Source organism: Serratia sp. NA_13 (assembly GCF_052691735.1).
In genome coordinates, this window is record NZ_JBQZFV010000002.1 from 441666 (window position 1) to 455445 (window position 13780).

Here is a 13780-nt window from a genome sequence, read left to right on the forward strand (position 1 = left end):
GCCCTCAAGGTTTGGCAAAACGAACGGTGACCGGCATGCCCTGGCGCAACGCGTCATCGGCGTTGGTGACGATCACTCGCAGGCGGTACACCAAATCGGTGCGCAGGTCCGGGGTTTCGACGCTTTTCGGCGTAAATTCGGCGGTCGGCGACACAAAGCCGATTTTGCCATGGTAAGGCTTGTTCGGCCTGCCATCGGTATAAATTTCCAGTTCGGCACCCGGCACAGCTTTACCCAGGCTGGATTCGTTCACGTAGGCGCGCACCCACACCGGGCGAGTCAGCGAAAGCGTAAACACCGTGCCGCCGGCGCTGAGCATGGTGCCGGGCTCGATTGCGCGCGTTAGCACCGTGCCGGCCGAGGGGGAAACCAGAATGGTGTCATGCAAGTTCAACTGCGCCTGCGCCAGCGCGGCTTCATTTTGCGCCAGATTGGCTTTGGCTTCTTCTATCTCCTGCGGGCGGTTGCCGCTGAGGTATTGTGACAGCTTGTCTTTCGAGGCCTGCAGGTTGGCCTGCGCCTGATTGCGTGAGGTGCGGGCATCTTCCAGTGCGTCGGCAGAGGTGGCATTCTTTGCCCACAGGCCCTGTTGGCGCTTGAGGAAACTTTCGGCATAGCTAAAGGCGGACAGGCGTTGCGCCATTTCCGAACGTACCTGGGCAATTTCTTCTGCGCGGTAACCGGCCATCAGCAGCGCCAGCTTGGCTTTGGCGCTACCGACGTTAGCCTGCGCCTGCTGTAGCGCGTTGAGATAAGGAGCGTCGTCCAGTTTGCCGAGCAATTGTCCCGGTTGCAGGATATCGCCTTCATCCACCGTCAGCGACGCCAACCGTCCATCGACGCGGAAGCCCAAATTCACCGTGCGAATATCCACGTTACCGTACAGCGTCAGCGGCTGGTCTTGTTGCTGTTGGTAATACCAAAAGCCGTAACCGGCCGCGGCGATCAGCACGATAGTCGCCACAATGAGGGCACTGCGTTTCTTGTTCATAACACTCCTGCCTATAAAGATTAAACCCAATGAATTTCACGTTACGGCTAGGCGACAAGTGCGTGAGTCCCCAGGAGCTTGCTCAAGTAAGTGACTGGGGGGAGTGCACGAAGTCAACAACGCCGTAGCTTGAAATACGCAGGGTTTACGCGCCATAACGCTGGCGCAGCCCATTAACCAGAAGATCTATGTGTTCCGCCAGCACATCGCTGATTTGCGCCGCTTCGGCCGCACCTATCTGCTGCCAGCCAGCCTGCCGACGCACGGTTTCCCGCGCGATGCGAAACGACAGCACTTCGCCGATCAGCGCGTGGGTATGCAGCACAATTTTGGTCGAATGCGGATCGATGCCGGTGTAGGCCGCCAACAGGCGGCAAAGCTTGTTATGCAGCGGTGCCACCACCTGCTGGTGGATCAACGGGTAAGCATCGGTGGGGGAGAGCTGCTCGCGCGACATGATTTTGCTCAGGTTCAGCGTCTGCGGTTGGGTCATCAGGTCGCTGAACGCCAGCAGGCCGCGTTTCAGGTGTTCGAGGTAGTGTTCCGGCAGACGTTCAACTTCGGGGCATTGCCAGAAGCGGTCAATCTCTTCGGCCAGTGGGCGAAACGCCTGCTGGATAAAATCGGCAATCCACTGGGCGACTGCCAGATACAGGCCCTCTTTGGAATTGAAGTAGTAGGTGATGGCGGCGATATTGTGCCCGGCGCGCTGGGCAATATCGCGGGTGGTGGCACCCTGAATACCGTATTCACCGAACATTTCGATGGCGGCGGCAATCAACTGCTGACGCGCTTGCTCACCCCGTGCCCGGCCGGCAGTCTGATTATTTGGCATTGATGGCGCTCGCAAAAGCTAATCAATCATATGATTAACTTTATGTCAGATTGCACGAAATGCAATCAGTAACCGCGGTTTATTTAAGGGTACCTTTTCGGATTCGGCTGAATTTTCGGCATATTGTGCTCTGAGTCACTTAATTTGCCTTTTCTTGTTCGACTTCTGCTACACTCGCCCGCTTGGTGCACTGCAGTTTGTGCCAATCCCTCGTGGTCATGCAAAATGTCCCGTCTGATAATCCTCCCAGGAAACTGCACCGAACACTGTTAGGTTAGGGGGGATCTGGAGTTTTTCTCTTTATGTCATTTGAAACCCTCGGCTTAAGTGCTGAAATTCTGCGCGCTGTTGAAGAACAGGGCTATCGCGAACCTACGCCAATTCAGCGCCAGGCTATTCCTGTCGTATTGGAAGGTCGTGACCTGATGGCCAGCGCCCAGACCGGTACCGGTAAAACCGCTGGCTTTACCCTGCCGCTGTTACAGCTGCTGAGTAAGCATGATCATCCGATCAAAGGCCGTCGCCCGGTACGTGCGTTGATCCTGACGCCAACCCGTGAACTGGCGGCGCAGATCGGCGAAAACGTCGAAGCTTACAGCAAACACCTGCGCCTGCGTTCGCTGGTGGTGTTTGGCGGCGTGAGCATCAACCCGCAGATGATGAAACTGCGCGGCGGCGTCGACATTCTGGTGGCAACACCGGGTCGCCTGCTGGATCTGGAACACCAGAACGCGGTTGATCTGTCCAAAATTGAAATTCTGGTGCTGGACGAAGCTGACCGCATGCTGGATATGGGCTTTATCCATGATATCCGCCGCGTGCTGGCCAAGCTGCCTGCCAAGCGTCAGAACCTGCTGTTCTCAGCGACCTTCTCCGACGACATCAAAGCGTTGGCGAACAAGCTGCTGCACAACCCGGCATCGGTGGAAGTGGCGCGCCGCAACACCGCGTCCGAGCAGATCGAACAAAGCGTGCACTTCGTCGACAAGAAGCGTAAGCGGGAACTGCTGTCGCAGATGATCGGTGAAGGTGACTGGAAGCAAGTATTGGTGTTCAACCGCACCAAGCACGGCGCCAACCACCTGGCCGAGCAGCTGAACAAAGACGGCATCACTGCCGCAGCGATCCACGGTAATAAAAGCCAGGGCGCACGTACCCGTGCATTGGCCGATTTTAAAGACGGCAAAATCCGCGTGCTGGTGGCTACCGATATCGCGGCGCGCGGTCTGGACATCGACCAACTGCCACACGTGGTGAACTACGAGCTGCCTAACGTGCCGGAAGATTACGTGCACCGCATCGGCCGTACCGGCCGTGCAGAGCGTACCGGTGAGGCTATCTCGTTGGTCTGTGTGGATGAACACAAACTGCTGCGCGACATCGAGCGCCTGCTCAAACGTGAAATCCCGCGTATTGCCCTGCCAGGCTACGAGCCGGACCCAAGCATCAAGGCGGAGCCGATCATCAACGGTCGTCAGGGTGGCGGACGCGGCAACGGCGGCGGTCAACGCAGCGGTAACGGCGGTGGCCATAGCGGCCAACGTGAAAACCGTGGCGGCGGTAGTGCTCGCCCTCAGAGTGATGGCAAACCGCGTTCAGGTGCTCCGGCACGCCGTCCGCGCAGCCGCAAACCGGGCGAATAATATCGCCTGTTGCAAGACGCTATCAGGCCACCTTTATAGGTGGCTTTTTTTATGTCTGGCGGAAGTGAATTTTCGTACTAGGATAGACGGGGTAACTCAATTTATCTGGAGCCGGTGATGAAACTGAAGTGCGCAATTCTTGATGATTATCAGCAGGTGGCGCTCACCATGGCGGACTGGTCGACGCTAGCCGGGCGGGTCGAGGTGTTCGCCATGAGCCAGCACTTTACCGATGAGGCGGAACTGGCGGTGCACCTGCAAGACTGCGACATGCTGGTGATCATGCGCGAGCGCACGCCGATCACCGCCACGCTGTTGGCCCGTTTGCCGAAGTTAAAACTGCTGATCACTTCCGGTATGCGTAACGCGTCTATCGATCTGGCCGCCGCCGAACAGCGTGGCATTGTGGTTTGCGGCACCGCCAGCGGTTCGGCCGCGCCGATGGAGCTGACCTGGGCGCTGCTGCTGGGGTTGGCAAAGCACACGGTGGCGGAAAACACCGGGTTGCGTAATAACGGCCCCTGGCAACAGGCGCTTGGCGTCACCCTGCAAGGCAAAACGCTGGGCCTGCTGGGGCTGGGCAAGATTGGCAGCCAGATGGCCAAGGTGGCGCAGGCGTTCGGCATGCGGGTGCTGGCCTGGAGCCAGAACCTGACGGCGGAAAGAGCCGGGCAACAGGGCGTTGCGCTGGCCGAGTCGAAACTGGCGCTGTTTGAGCAGAGCGATTTTGTCTCCGTCCATTTGGTGCTGAGCGAACGCAGCCGCGGGCTGGTGGGGCGCGATGAACTGGCCGCGATGAAGCCTTCCGCGTATCTGATCAACACCTCGCGCGCGGCGATTGTCGATCAGGCAGCATTGATAGAAGCTCTGCAACAACAAAGGATCGCCGGTGCCGGGCTGGACGTGTTCGAGGTTGAACCCTTGCCGATGGACGATATCTTCCGCCGTTTGCCCAACGTGCTGGCGACGCCGCACCTGGGTTACGTGGCCGATGACAACTACCGTATCTACTTCCGCGAGGCGATTGAGGACATCGAGGCGTTTCTCGCCGGGCAGCCCCTGCGCAGGTTAGGCTAGCGCGGTTTGAATCCCAAAATAATTGGAGTTGCATCGCGGCGGCAACTAAGCGCATCCCTGGGAGCGTACAGGTAGTACGTGACCGGGGTAAGTGCAGGAAGCCAATAAAGATGCAGCTTCAAATATGCAGGGTTTATTCCCCCGTGCGCTTGTCTGATACCGGCATTCCCCCGTATCATTGCGCGTCTTTTTTAGCTGGGGTAATCATGCGCGTATTATTGGCTCCGATGGAGGGCGTTCTCGATTCTTTGGTGCGCGAGCTGCTCACCGAAGTGAACGACTACGACCTGTGCATCACCGAATTCCTGCGCGTGGTTGACCAACTGCTGCCGGCCAAATCTTTCTATCGCCTGTGCCCCGAACTGCACCACGCCAGCCGCACCCCGTCCGGCACGCTGGTGCGCATCCAGCTGTTGGGCCAGCATCCGCAGTGGCTGGGGGAAAACGCCGCCCGTGCGGTCGAGCTGGGTTCTTATGGTGTCGATCTCAACTGCGGCTGCCCGTCCAAGCTGGTCAACGGCAGCGGCGGCGGGGCGACCTTGCTGAAAGACCCGGAGCTGATTTACCAGGGCGCGAAAGCGATGCGTGCGGCGGTGCCGGATCATCTGCCGGTGACGGTAAAAGTGCGCCTGGGTTGGGACAGCGACAGCCGCAGTTTTGAAATCGCCGACGCGGTGCAACAGGCGGGCGCTACCGAGCTGGCGGTGCATGGCCGTACCAAAGAGGACGGCTACAAGGCCGAGCGCATCAACTGGGCGGCTATTGGCGAGATCCGCAAGCGGCTGACCATTCCGGTGATCGCCAACGGCGAAATCTGGGACTATCAAAGCGCGCAAGATTGCTTGCAAACCACTGGCTGTGATGCGGTGATGCTGGGGCGCGGCGCGCTTAACGTGCCGAACCTGAGCCGGGTAGTGAAGTACAACGAACCGCGCATGCCGTGGCCGCAGGTGGTGCAGCTGCTGCAAAAATACGTTCATCTGGAAAAGCAGGGCGACACTGGCCTTTATCACGTGGCGCGTATCAAGCAGTGGCTGGGGTATTTACGCAAAGAGTATGCCGAGGCCACCGACCTGTTCGGCGAAGTGCGCACCTTGAATAATTCAAAAGATATCGCCCGGGTAATTTGCCGCTGAAGTGAGAAAAGCGGCGGGTTACCCTGATGATAACCCGTGATAATTTATTTCATTGGCAGGAATTATTATTTTTTTGCACAAATAAGATGCGGGGTATTAATGGTTTTTATCAAAATCGCATTATCTTTCAAGTGCGCTATTTCTATATGAAAATCAACGCCAGGTGAGTCGATCAAGATATCCCTTGACCAGATGTCTTCTGGGGTCGTGTCTATGGAGTGTTTGACTACTTTAGTTATTTTCACGGTTTTAACCTTATTGGTTTCATTAGGCGAAAGCGAGAAGTAGCTACTTCTGGAGAGCCAGTAGCTATGTTCTCTCGTTTTAACCGTACCAATGATGTTGAAAAAGCCTTCCGTATCATCTGTTAGAAAAAAATTCACCCGTCCAATAAATGAGGTGAAGTCGTTATCTCTTTCTATCAGCATTTGGTATTGTGATGCGCACTTAAACAATTCATCGGCGCGAATAGATGATGAAAAAAATACTAAAAACAGAATAGCATTAAAGGCTATGAGCATCTTTTTCATTTTAATACGTCTCTCTGTATTTTAAGGTTTAAGCAATTATCATAATGGTTTTCGTTGTTTTTACTGCAAACTGAAATCAGCTCAGCTCTTTGTAATTTTCTATCAAATCTGTCTTCTGAGTAATAAACGTCCTTCTCACTGCTTGCGCAATCAATATTTTTATCATTTAGCACGTCTATTACTTTTTGTGTATGGCTAGCATCTGTTTCAGCATGGCCAATAACGTAAATATCACAGTTACCCAGCTCAGACACCTTAGTGTAGGGGGCGTAATTATGGTGTTCTTTATACCTGGATATCAGTATTGCTATCAGTAATGCCCCCACGGCCAGCACTATAAAGACGGTGATTTTTTTGCTTTTTGTAAATGAGCGAAGGTAAAAGCGTTTTTTTGAACCCTCTTTTTCAATCATTTTTTCTTCTACTTCTACTTCTACTTCTACTTCTACTTCGTTATTGGGGCTGTCTCCCTGGTTGTCCATCGGTTCTGAGGGCAGCAACATGGCTTCTGCAAGAACAATATCGGCTTCAAAGCGAAACCCCAGTTTAGGAATGGTCACGATAATTTCATTCACTAGCCCCAAAAGTGCGAATGCCTTACGCAGTTCGCTAATGTAATTATTTAATCCGGCATTGGAAGCGGTGAAACCATAGGTGGTCCATACCCTTTCCAGGAGATCATCCCGGGTAATGTTTTTCTTGTTGTTCTGTATGAGTTCCAGCAATAACCGGCTTGCCGGTTTAGTCAGTCTGGTGACAACCTGGTTGTTCTCATAAAGAAACAATGTCAGTTCTTCAGAGTTAAAAACAACGATTTTATTTATTATGTATTTCATATTTATAAGTTTTATGTGGATTGGCAGGTGTTGTTGTTAGCCAACATCCTAACGAAGATGACTTGATTTTCAAGAAAAATCTTATTTAAGTCATAAGATTTTTCCAAGGGTGATAATTTACTGTTTTTATGCTGGTTCAATAATCTGGTTACTTCCATTATCTTGATAATTTTCAGTGCAAAAATATAATTAATAGCATTTTTGTAGGTTTTAATATTGTAAATATTAAATTATTTAGTTTATTTTGCTGTTTGGTTTCTGGCGGGGGTATCATTTTCACATCGCCAAAACAGGGGGATAGCAAGATTCTCTGTAGTGGTGAACGTGAACAAATAAAGAGTGGCTGCGTAAGCACAAGGACTCTTTCTTTATTAAACTAATTGTATATATGGAATTAACACAATGAAACTGAACAAAATCATGCTGGCAGCCGTAATGACTCTGGGCACTATCTCTATGGCTAACGCCGCAAACCAGGGTTCCGGTACCGTGACCTTTAAAGGTTCTATCATTGATGCACCTTGCTCTATCGAACCAGGTAGCCTGGATCAGACCGTGAAGCTGGGCGCTATCGCCTCTGCACAGCTGAAAAACGGTGGCAAGTCTGTGCCGCAGGATATCCTGATCAAGCTGGTCGGTTGTGATGTGCAAACCGCTAAAGACGTGACCACCACTTTCAGCGGTACCGAGTCTGAAGCAGCGCCTGGCCTGTTGGCAATGAAAGGTACTGCACGCGGTGCCAGCATCGCCATCAACGACCTCGACGGTAAACTGCTGCCGTTGACCAAAGCCAGCAAGGCGCAAAAAATTGAAGACGGCCAGGCTACCCTGCGCTTCAGCGCACACCTGCAGGGCGACGGCGCATCGGCTGCCATCACCCCGGGCGAATTCAACTCTGTTGCTGACTTTACCCTGGCGTACCAATAAGCCCACGGCGATTAATTCGCACAGTTAATTGCATGCGGGGCTACCCGCATGCTGCTTATACCCTAAATAGTTCGAGTTGCAGGAAGGCGGCAACTGAGCGAATCCCGATGAGCTTACTCAAGTAAGTGATTCGGGTGAGTAAAGGCAGCCAACACACCTGCAACTTGAAGTATGACGGGTATATTAACGTGTTATGTGGGGAGAGGGTATGCATTTACAGCATGGCAAAAGGATATTGCACAGTGCGGTGTTCGTTAATCTGTTGCTGTGTTCCTCTTTGGTGCACTCTGCCAATCAGGGGCGTGGCGAGGTTACCCTGAATGGCAGGATTATCGCCTCCGCCTGCGCCATTGATACCGAAAGTGTAGACCAAACTATTACTATGGCGACATTGCCCGTCAGCCAGATTATTCGTGACGGCCAGGGCGAGTTGCATGAGTTTACTATTAAACTGGTGAATTGCACGTTAGAGAAATTCAACCCTGCGCTGGATGACTGGCGATATTTTACCGTGACCTTTGACGGCAGAGAAGATGCCGGGTTATTTGGTGTTGATGGCAACGCAAAAGGCATTGCTCTGCAAATATCCGATACGCGAGGGAATGTCGCCACACCGGGTATACCTATGGAAAAAAATGAAATTCAACCCGGCACCATGGCATTTAATTATGGCCTGCGGTTGATGGGAAATAATCAGGCAATGAAGGCCGGGAGTTATTATTCCACCGTGCGCTTTAAAATGGATTATTACTAAACCTGCCTGAATGCGGTAACTGCGAATTAAATAATTATTGATAAGGGTCTGCGGATGTCAACTACTCCGTCATATGGCTGTATAGGGAAAATACGACCGCGAATTTTGGGGCTGTTGATCGCCTTTATTCTGGCGGGGAATGCTGCCTGCGCCGCAGCTGCTGATATTGAATTCAATACTGACGTACTGGATGTGACGGACCGCGCCAATATTGACCTGGAACAGTTTTCTCGCGGCAACTTTATTATGCCCGGCGATTATCTGTTTGCCGTGCATATTAATAAACAGACATTAACCGATCAGCCGGTGGCGTATTACCCGCCGGACGACGATGCCAAAGGCAGTGAAGCCTGCATCACCCCGCAGTTGGTTGAACAACTGGGGTTAAAAGAATCGGCATTACTCAAATTGACCTGGTGGCACCAAAATCAGTGTCTGGATCCCCATAGCCTGGAGGGGATGGACGTGCGCGGCGATTTAGGCGCGGCGGCACTGTACCTGAATATTCCGCAGGCGTATCTGGAATATACCGCAGAAAACTGGGACCCGCCTTCGCGCTGGGACGAGGGGATCCCGGGTGTGCTGTTTGATTACAACCTGAATGCGCAAAGCCAGCGCCAGCAAAAGCAGGGCACACAGAGCTATAACCTCAGCGGCAACGGCACGTTGGGCGGCAACCTGGGGGCCTGGCGCCTGCGGGCCGACTGGCAATCGCGGCTGGATCACCAGGGCGGCTCGGGCGAGCCGACCCGCACCAGTTGGGACTGGAGCCGTTACTACGCCTACCGCGCACTGCCGAAGCTGGGCGCCAGGCTGACGATGGGCGAGGACTATTTAAACTCCGACATCTTCGACAGCGTGCGTTTTGCCGGTGCCAGCCTGGTGACCGACGACAACATGCTGCCGCCCAACCTGCGCGGCTATGCACCGGAGGTGACCGGGGTGGCGCGCAGCAACGCCAAGGTGATTATTCGCCAGCAAGGGCGCGTGTTGTACGAGACCCAGGTGGCGGCGGGGCCGTTCCGCATTCAGGACATCAACGACGCGGTCAGCGGCCAGCTGGACGTGCGGGTGGAAGAGCAGGACGGCAGCGTGCAGGAGTTCAAGATGGACACCGCCAGCATCCCGTACCTGACCCGGCCCGGCTCGGTACGTTACAAAGTGGCGGCCGGTCGGCCGGCGGACTGGGAGCACCACAGCGACGGGCCGATGTTCGGCACCGGCGAGTTTTCCTGGGGCGTGAGCAACGGCTGGTCGCTGTACGGCGGCGGCGTGGCGGGCGGCGATTACAACGCGCTGGCGCTGGGCGTGGGGCGCGACCTGATGATGTTCGGCGCACTGTCTTTCGACGCCACCCAGTCGCGCGCCAACCTGCCGCAACAGGGCACGTTGAGCGGCGGCTCATACCGCCTGAGCTATTCCAAGCGCTTTGACGACTACGACAGCCAGGTGACCTTTGCCGGCTACCGCTTCTCGGAGCGCAACTATATGTCGATGGGCGAATACCTGGATGCGCGCCGCGACGGTACGCGAACCAACAGCAGCAAGGAGATGTACACCATCACCTTTAACCAGCAGTTCCGCGATCTGGGGTTGAGTGCCTATCTCAACTACAACCACCAGACCTACTGGGACAGACCGGCGAATGACCGTTACAACCTGACGCTGTCGCGCTATTTCGACCTGGGGCGCTTCCGGAATATCAGCCTGTCGCTGACCGGTTACCGCAATAAATATAACGGCACCAACGACGACGGCATGTACCTGTCGCTGTCGCTGCCGTGGGGCAGCAACGGCTCGCTGAGCTATAGCGGCAGTTACAACCGCAACGATAACAGCCATCAGGTGGGGTATTACGACCGGCTCAATGAGCGCGACACCTACCAGGTGAGCGCCGGCACTGCGCGCAGCGGCGCGACCGCCAGCGGCTACTACAGCCACAGCGGCGATCTCAGCCAGGTGAACGCCAGCGCCAGCTACCAGGCCGGGCAGTACAGCTCGCTGGGGCTGTCGATGCAGGGCGGCGCGACCGCCACCCTGAAAGGGGCGGCGTTGCACCGCAGCAGCATCAGTGGCGGCACCCGCATGTTGCTGGATACCGACGGCGTGCCGGGGATCCCGATCCGCGGTTACAGCTCACCGACCCTGACCAACGCCTTCGGCAAAGCGGTGGTGGTGGACGTCGGCAGTTACTACCGCAACCAGTTCAGTATCGATCTGAACACGTTGCCGGAAAACGCCGAAGTCAGCCAGAGCGTGGCGCAGGCCACCCTGACCGAAGGCGCCATCGGCTACCGGCACTTCGAGGTGATCGCCGGCGAGAAAGCGATGGCGGTAGTGCGGCTGGCGGACGGTTCTGCCCCGCCGTTTGGCGCCACGGTGCGCAACGGCAAGCGGCAGGAGGTGGGCATCATCAATGACAACGGCGAAGTGTACCTGAGCGGCATCAACGCCGGGGAAGCCATGAGCGTGAGCTGGGGCGGCGCATCGCAGTGCGGCTTTACCCTGCCGCCGACGCTGTCGCCCAGCCAATTAACCAATCTGTTACTGCCTTGCGGCCCGATGGCCAACGGCAAGGCGTTAAACACTGTTAAAGAGTAGAGAGCAATGAAAACCAATAATCTAGTGACATTAATTGCCGGCGGCCTGGCGGGCCTGCTGTGCGCCCAACAGGCATCGGCCGCCATCGCGCTGGACCGCACCCGGGTGATCTTCAGCGGTGGCGACAAGTCGGTGAGCATGAGCATCAGCAACGAGAACAAGCAGCTGCCTTACCTGGCGCAGGGCTGGATCGAAGACGCCAACGGCAAAAAAATCACCAGCCCATTGACGGTATTGCCGCCGGTGCAACGCCTGGAGCCGGGGGCCAAAAGCCAGGTGAAGGTGCAGGGGTTGCCGGCCGCCAATACGCTGCCGCAGGATCGCGAAACGCTGTTCTACTTCAACCTGCGCGAGATCCCGCCGAAGAGCGACAAGCCGAATACGCTGCAACTGGCGCTGCAAACCCGCATTAAGCTGTTTTACCGGCCGAAGGCGATTGCGGTAGCCAATCCGGAAGCCAGCGCGCCGTGGCAGGAAAAACTGACCCTGACCAAACAGGGCGACAGCTACCAGGTGAATAACCCGACGCCGTATTACGTGACGCTGGTTGACGCCAGTAGCAAAAAAGGCGGTGCCAGCGCACCGGGCTTCGAACCGCTGATGGTAGCGCCCAAGGGCAGTGCGCCACTGAAGGTCGCCGCCTCTGCGTTGGGTAACGCGCCGGTGCTGACTTACGTCAACGACTACGGCGGCCGCCCGCAACTGAGTTTTAACTGTAACGGTGCAAGCTGCCAGGCGGTGGCGGGCAGCAAGTAAGGCTCACTGACACAACAGGTGGATAAGCGATGCGAACAACATCCCGGCGATGGAACGGCGGCGGTTACCACCGCTATGAATGGTTATATGCCCTGGTGATTACCGCAGCGGCACTGATGGTGCCATTGTGCGTCTGCGCGATGCTGTGGCTGATGCCGTCAGCCCTGGCAGCGGACAACGGGCAGGTGGAAGGTGCCCACGGCGTGCTGCATGTGCGCGGCGAACTGACCGAAAGCGCCTGCCGGCTGGAGATGGCAAGCGCGTATCAGGCGGTGCAACTGGGCAATACGGCTACTGCGCAACTGGCGAAGGTGGGCGATCGTGGCGTGCCGGTAAATGTGCAGCTGCAACTGCGCGACTGCCTGCGCGGCCCGGCCGCCAACCGGGATCAGCGTACCGGCAACCTGCTGTGGAGCGCCCAGCAGCCGGCGGTATCGGTCAGTTTTATCGCCCCGGCGGATGCCGACAACCCGGAACTGGTGAAGGTGCACGGCGCTTCCGGGCTGGCGTTGCGCATGAGTGATGAGCGCGGCAGGGATATCCGCCTCGGCAGCCGGGGCGCGCCGTTGGCGCTGGCGGTGGGGCAAAACACGCTGAACTACCGCATTACACCAGAGCGCACCCGTGCGCCGTTGCTGCCCGGCGCCTATGCGGCGGTGGTGGATTTCCAGCTCAGCTATGACTAAGGGAATGGGCATGAAAGCAAGGTTAAAACGGTATTTGCCTGGCTGCGGGCTGGTGATGTTGGTGTCGTTGTACGGTCCGCTGGCACAGGCGGCCAGCACCACCATCAAGGTGACGGTGACCATCGTCGCGCCACCGCCGTGCGTGATTAACAACAATAACCTGATTGAAGTGAGTTTCGGCAACGACGTCATGACCACCCGCATCGACGGCAGCTACAAGAAACAGCCGGTGGTGTACTCGGTGGAGTGTAAAAACGCGCCGAAAAACGCGATGAAACTGCAAATTCAAGGGACCGGTGCCGGCTTTGACGCCGAGGTGCTGAAAACCAACAAGGACGCTCTGGGGGTGGCGCTGCTGCGCAACGGCAATCGGCAGCCGATCAACACCTGGGTGAATTTTACCTACCCTAATCTGCCAACGTTTGAGGCGGTGCCGGTCAAACAGGCCGGGGCGACGTTGAGCGGCGGGGCTTTCTCCGCCGGGGCGACCATGAAGGTGGAATACCAGTGAAAGGGGCTGAGGCAATGGCGCGATATGGCAGCATTTTTCTGTTAATGGCCCTCGGCGGCCCGGCCGTGGCGGCGGACAACATGAAATTTTCCGGCACCCTGATCGAACCGCCGCCGTGCACCATCAACGACGGCGGCGAGGTAGATGTGAATTTCGGCAACCGTGTCGGGGTGACCAAAGTGGATGGCGTTAACTATCTGCAACCGGTGAACTACCGGATCACCTGCAGCCCCGGTGCCGGGGCATGGAATATGACGCTGGAAGTGGTTGGTACCCCGGCGGATTACGACGAGGCGGCAGTTGAGAGCAACATGGATGACCTGGCTATCCGCCTGCTGCAAAACGGCAAGCGATTTACCCTCAATAAGCCGATCCCCATCAAGCTGAACGCGCCGCCAACGCTTGCGGCGGTGCCGGTCAAGCGACCGGGTGCAGCGCTGAAAGAAGGGGCGTTTGAAGCGACGGCTACCCTGCTGGCGGTGTACCAATGAGCCGGA

At 56.1% G+C, this 13780-nt stretch carries 14 protein-coding genes; 10 read left to right on the forward strand and 4 right to left on the reverse strand.

Features of this window, described 5'->3' with window-relative positions; genetic code table 11:
• Positions 1–4: 4 nt before the first annotated feature.
• Positions 5–991, reverse strand: coding sequence for a secretion protein HlyD (gene hlyD, locus ACUTSU_RS05670; RefSeq protein ID WP_445653864.1), 987 nt, complete (start codon positions 989–991; stop codon positions 5–7).
• Between the two features lie 145 nt (positions 992–1136).
• Positions 1137–1826, reverse strand: coding sequence for a transcriptional regulator CecR (cecR, locus tag ACUTSU_RS05675; RefSeq protein ID WP_445649882.1), 690 nt, complete (start codon positions 1824–1826; stop codon positions 1137–1139).
• A 302-nt stretch (positions 1827–2128) separates the two neighbouring features.
• On the opposite strand from cecR, the gene rhlE reads away from it, so the two are divergent.
• From rhlE to dusC, 3 genes are all read left to right on the forward strand, one after another.
• Entirely contained in the window at positions 2129–3469 is a 1341-nt protein-coding gene (rhlE, locus tag ACUTSU_RS05680) for an ATP-dependent RNA helicase RhlE (RefSeq protein WP_445649883.1), read from the forward strand.
• A 117-nt stretch (positions 3470–3586) separates the two neighbouring features.
• Positions 3587–4546, forward strand: a complete 960-nt coding sequence (locus ACUTSU_RS05685) for a D-2-hydroxyacid dehydrogenase family protein (protein ID WP_445653865.1) — start codon at positions 3587–3589, stop codon at positions 4544–4546.
• Positions 4547–4752: 206 nt separating this feature from the next.
• Positions 4753–5682 carry a tRNA dihydrouridine(16) synthase DusC gene (gene dusC / locus ACUTSU_RS05690; RefSeq protein ID WP_445653866.1) on the forward strand — a complete coding sequence of 310 codons (930 nt, stop codon included), beginning with the start codon at positions 4753–4755 and terminating at the stop codon, positions 5680–5682.
• Between the two features lie 65 nt (positions 5683–5747).
• Here the strand turns inward: dusC and ACUTSU_RS05695 are convergent, their stop codons facing one another.
• Both ACUTSU_RS05695 and ACUTSU_RS05700 read right to left on the reverse strand, forming a co-directional pair.
• Positions 5748–6212: a FidL-like protein gene (locus ACUTSU_RS05695; protein ID WP_445649886.1), complete on the reverse strand. Its 465-nt coding sequence runs from the start codon at positions 6210–6212 to the stop codon at positions 5748–5750.
• Entirely contained in the window at positions 6209–7048 is an 840-nt protein-coding gene (locus tag ACUTSU_RS05700; RefSeq protein WP_445653867.1) for a winged helix-turn-helix domain-containing protein, read from the reverse strand. The genes ACUTSU_RS05695 and ACUTSU_RS05700 overlap by 4 nt, the downstream gene beginning before the upstream one ends.
• Before the next feature lie 402 nt (positions 7049–7450).
• Between ACUTSU_RS05700 and ACUTSU_RS05705 the strand changes: the two genes are divergently transcribed.
• From ACUTSU_RS05705 to ACUTSU_RS05735, 7 genes are all read left to right on the forward strand, one after another.
• Complete coding sequence (locus ACUTSU_RS05705) at positions 7451–7975, forward strand: fimbrial protein (RefSeq protein WP_445649888.1); 525 nt, start codon at positions 7451–7453, stop codon at positions 7973–7975.
• A 208-nt stretch (positions 7976–8183) separates the two neighbouring features.
• Positions 8184–8729: a fimbrial protein gene (locus ACUTSU_RS05710; RefSeq protein ID WP_445649889.1), complete on the forward strand. Its 546-nt coding sequence runs from the start codon at positions 8184–8186 to the stop codon at positions 8727–8729.
• Positions 8730–8783: 54 nt separating this feature from the next.
• Positions 8784–11330, forward strand: a complete 2547-nt coding sequence (locus ACUTSU_RS05715; RefSeq protein WP_445649890.1) for an outer membrane usher protein — start codon at positions 8784–8786, stop codon at positions 11328–11330.
• 6 nt (positions 11331–11336) lie between these two features.
• A complete protein-coding gene (locus ACUTSU_RS05720) occupies positions 11337–12086 on the forward strand; it encodes a fimbria/pilus periplasmic chaperone (RefSeq protein ID WP_445653868.1) in 750 nt (249 codons plus the stop codon).
• 29 nt (positions 12087–12115) lie between these two features.
• A complete protein-coding gene (locus ACUTSU_RS05725) occupies positions 12116–12772 on the forward strand; it encodes a fimbrial protein (protein WP_445649892.1) in 657 nt (218 codons plus the stop codon).
• A 10-nt stretch (positions 12773–12782) separates the two neighbouring features.
• The gene (locus ACUTSU_RS05730; RefSeq protein WP_445649893.1) at positions 12783–13283 is read left to right on the forward strand and encodes a fimbrial protein; all 501 of its coding nucleotides are present in this window, start codon (positions 12783–12785) and stop codon (positions 13281–13283) included.
• A 14-nt stretch (positions 13284–13297) separates the two neighbouring features.
• Complete coding sequence (locus ACUTSU_RS05735) at positions 13298–13774, forward strand: fimbrial protein (RefSeq protein WP_445649894.1); 477 nt, start codon at positions 13298–13300, stop codon at positions 13772–13774.
• Positions 13775–13780 lie beyond the last annotated feature (6 nt).

What these genes read in the sequence shown, in the direction of transcription:
- ACUTSU_RS05700 (WP_445653867.1), bottom strand. Translation starts at nt 7,048, where the DNA reads ATGAAATACATAATAAATAAAATCGTTGTTTTTAACTCTGAAGAACTG.
- hlyD (WP_445653864.1), bottom strand. Translation starts at nt 991, where the DNA reads ATGAACAAGAAACGCAGTGCCCTCATTGTGGCGACTATCGTGCTGATC.
- ACUTSU_RS05735 (WP_445649894.1), top strand. Translation starts at nt 13,298, where the DNA reads ATGGCGCGATATGGCAGCATTTTTCTGTTAATGGCCCTCGGCGGCCCG.
- cecR (WP_445649882.1), bottom strand. Translation starts at nt 1,826, where the DNA reads ATGCCAAATAATCAGACTGCCGGCCGGGCACGGGGTGAGCAAGCGCGT.
- ACUTSU_RS05710 (WP_445649889.1), top strand. Translation starts at nt 8,184, where the DNA reads ATGCATTTACAGCATGGCAAAAGGATATTGCACAGTGCGGTGTTCGTT.
- ACUTSU_RS05720 (WP_445653868.1), top strand. Translation starts at nt 11,337, where the DNA reads ATGAAAACCAATAATCTAGTGACATTAATTGCCGGCGGCCTGGCGGGC.
- ACUTSU_RS05685 (WP_445653865.1), top strand. Translation starts at nt 3,587, where the DNA reads ATGAAACTGAAGTGCGCAATTCTTGATGATTATCAGCAGGTGGCGCTC.
- ACUTSU_RS05695 (WP_445649886.1), bottom strand. Translation starts at nt 6,212, where the DNA reads ATGAAAAAGATGCTCATAGCCTTTAATGCTATTCTGTTTTTAGTATTT.
- ACUTSU_RS05730 (WP_445649893.1), top strand. Translation starts at nt 12,783, where the DNA reads ATGAAAGCAAGGTTAAAACGGTATTTGCCTGGCTGCGGGCTGGTGATG.
- ACUTSU_RS05725 (WP_445649892.1), top strand. Translation starts at nt 12,116, where the DNA reads ATGCGAACAACATCCCGGCGATGGAACGGCGGCGGTTACCACCGCTAT.
- dusC (WP_445653866.1), top strand. Translation starts at nt 4,753, where the DNA reads ATGCGCGTATTATTGGCTCCGATGGAGGGCGTTCTCGATTCTTTGGTG.
- rhlE (WP_445649883.1), top strand. Translation starts at nt 2,129, where the DNA reads ATGTCATTTGAAACCCTCGGCTTAAGTGCTGAAATTCTGCGCGCTGTT.
- ACUTSU_RS05705 (WP_445649888.1), top strand. Translation starts at nt 7,451, where the DNA reads ATGAAACTGAACAAAATCATGCTGGCAGCCGTAATGACTCTGGGCACT.
- ACUTSU_RS05715 (WP_445649890.1), top strand. Translation starts at nt 8,784, where the DNA reads ATGTCAACTACTCCGTCATATGGCTGTATAGGGAAAATACGACCGCGA.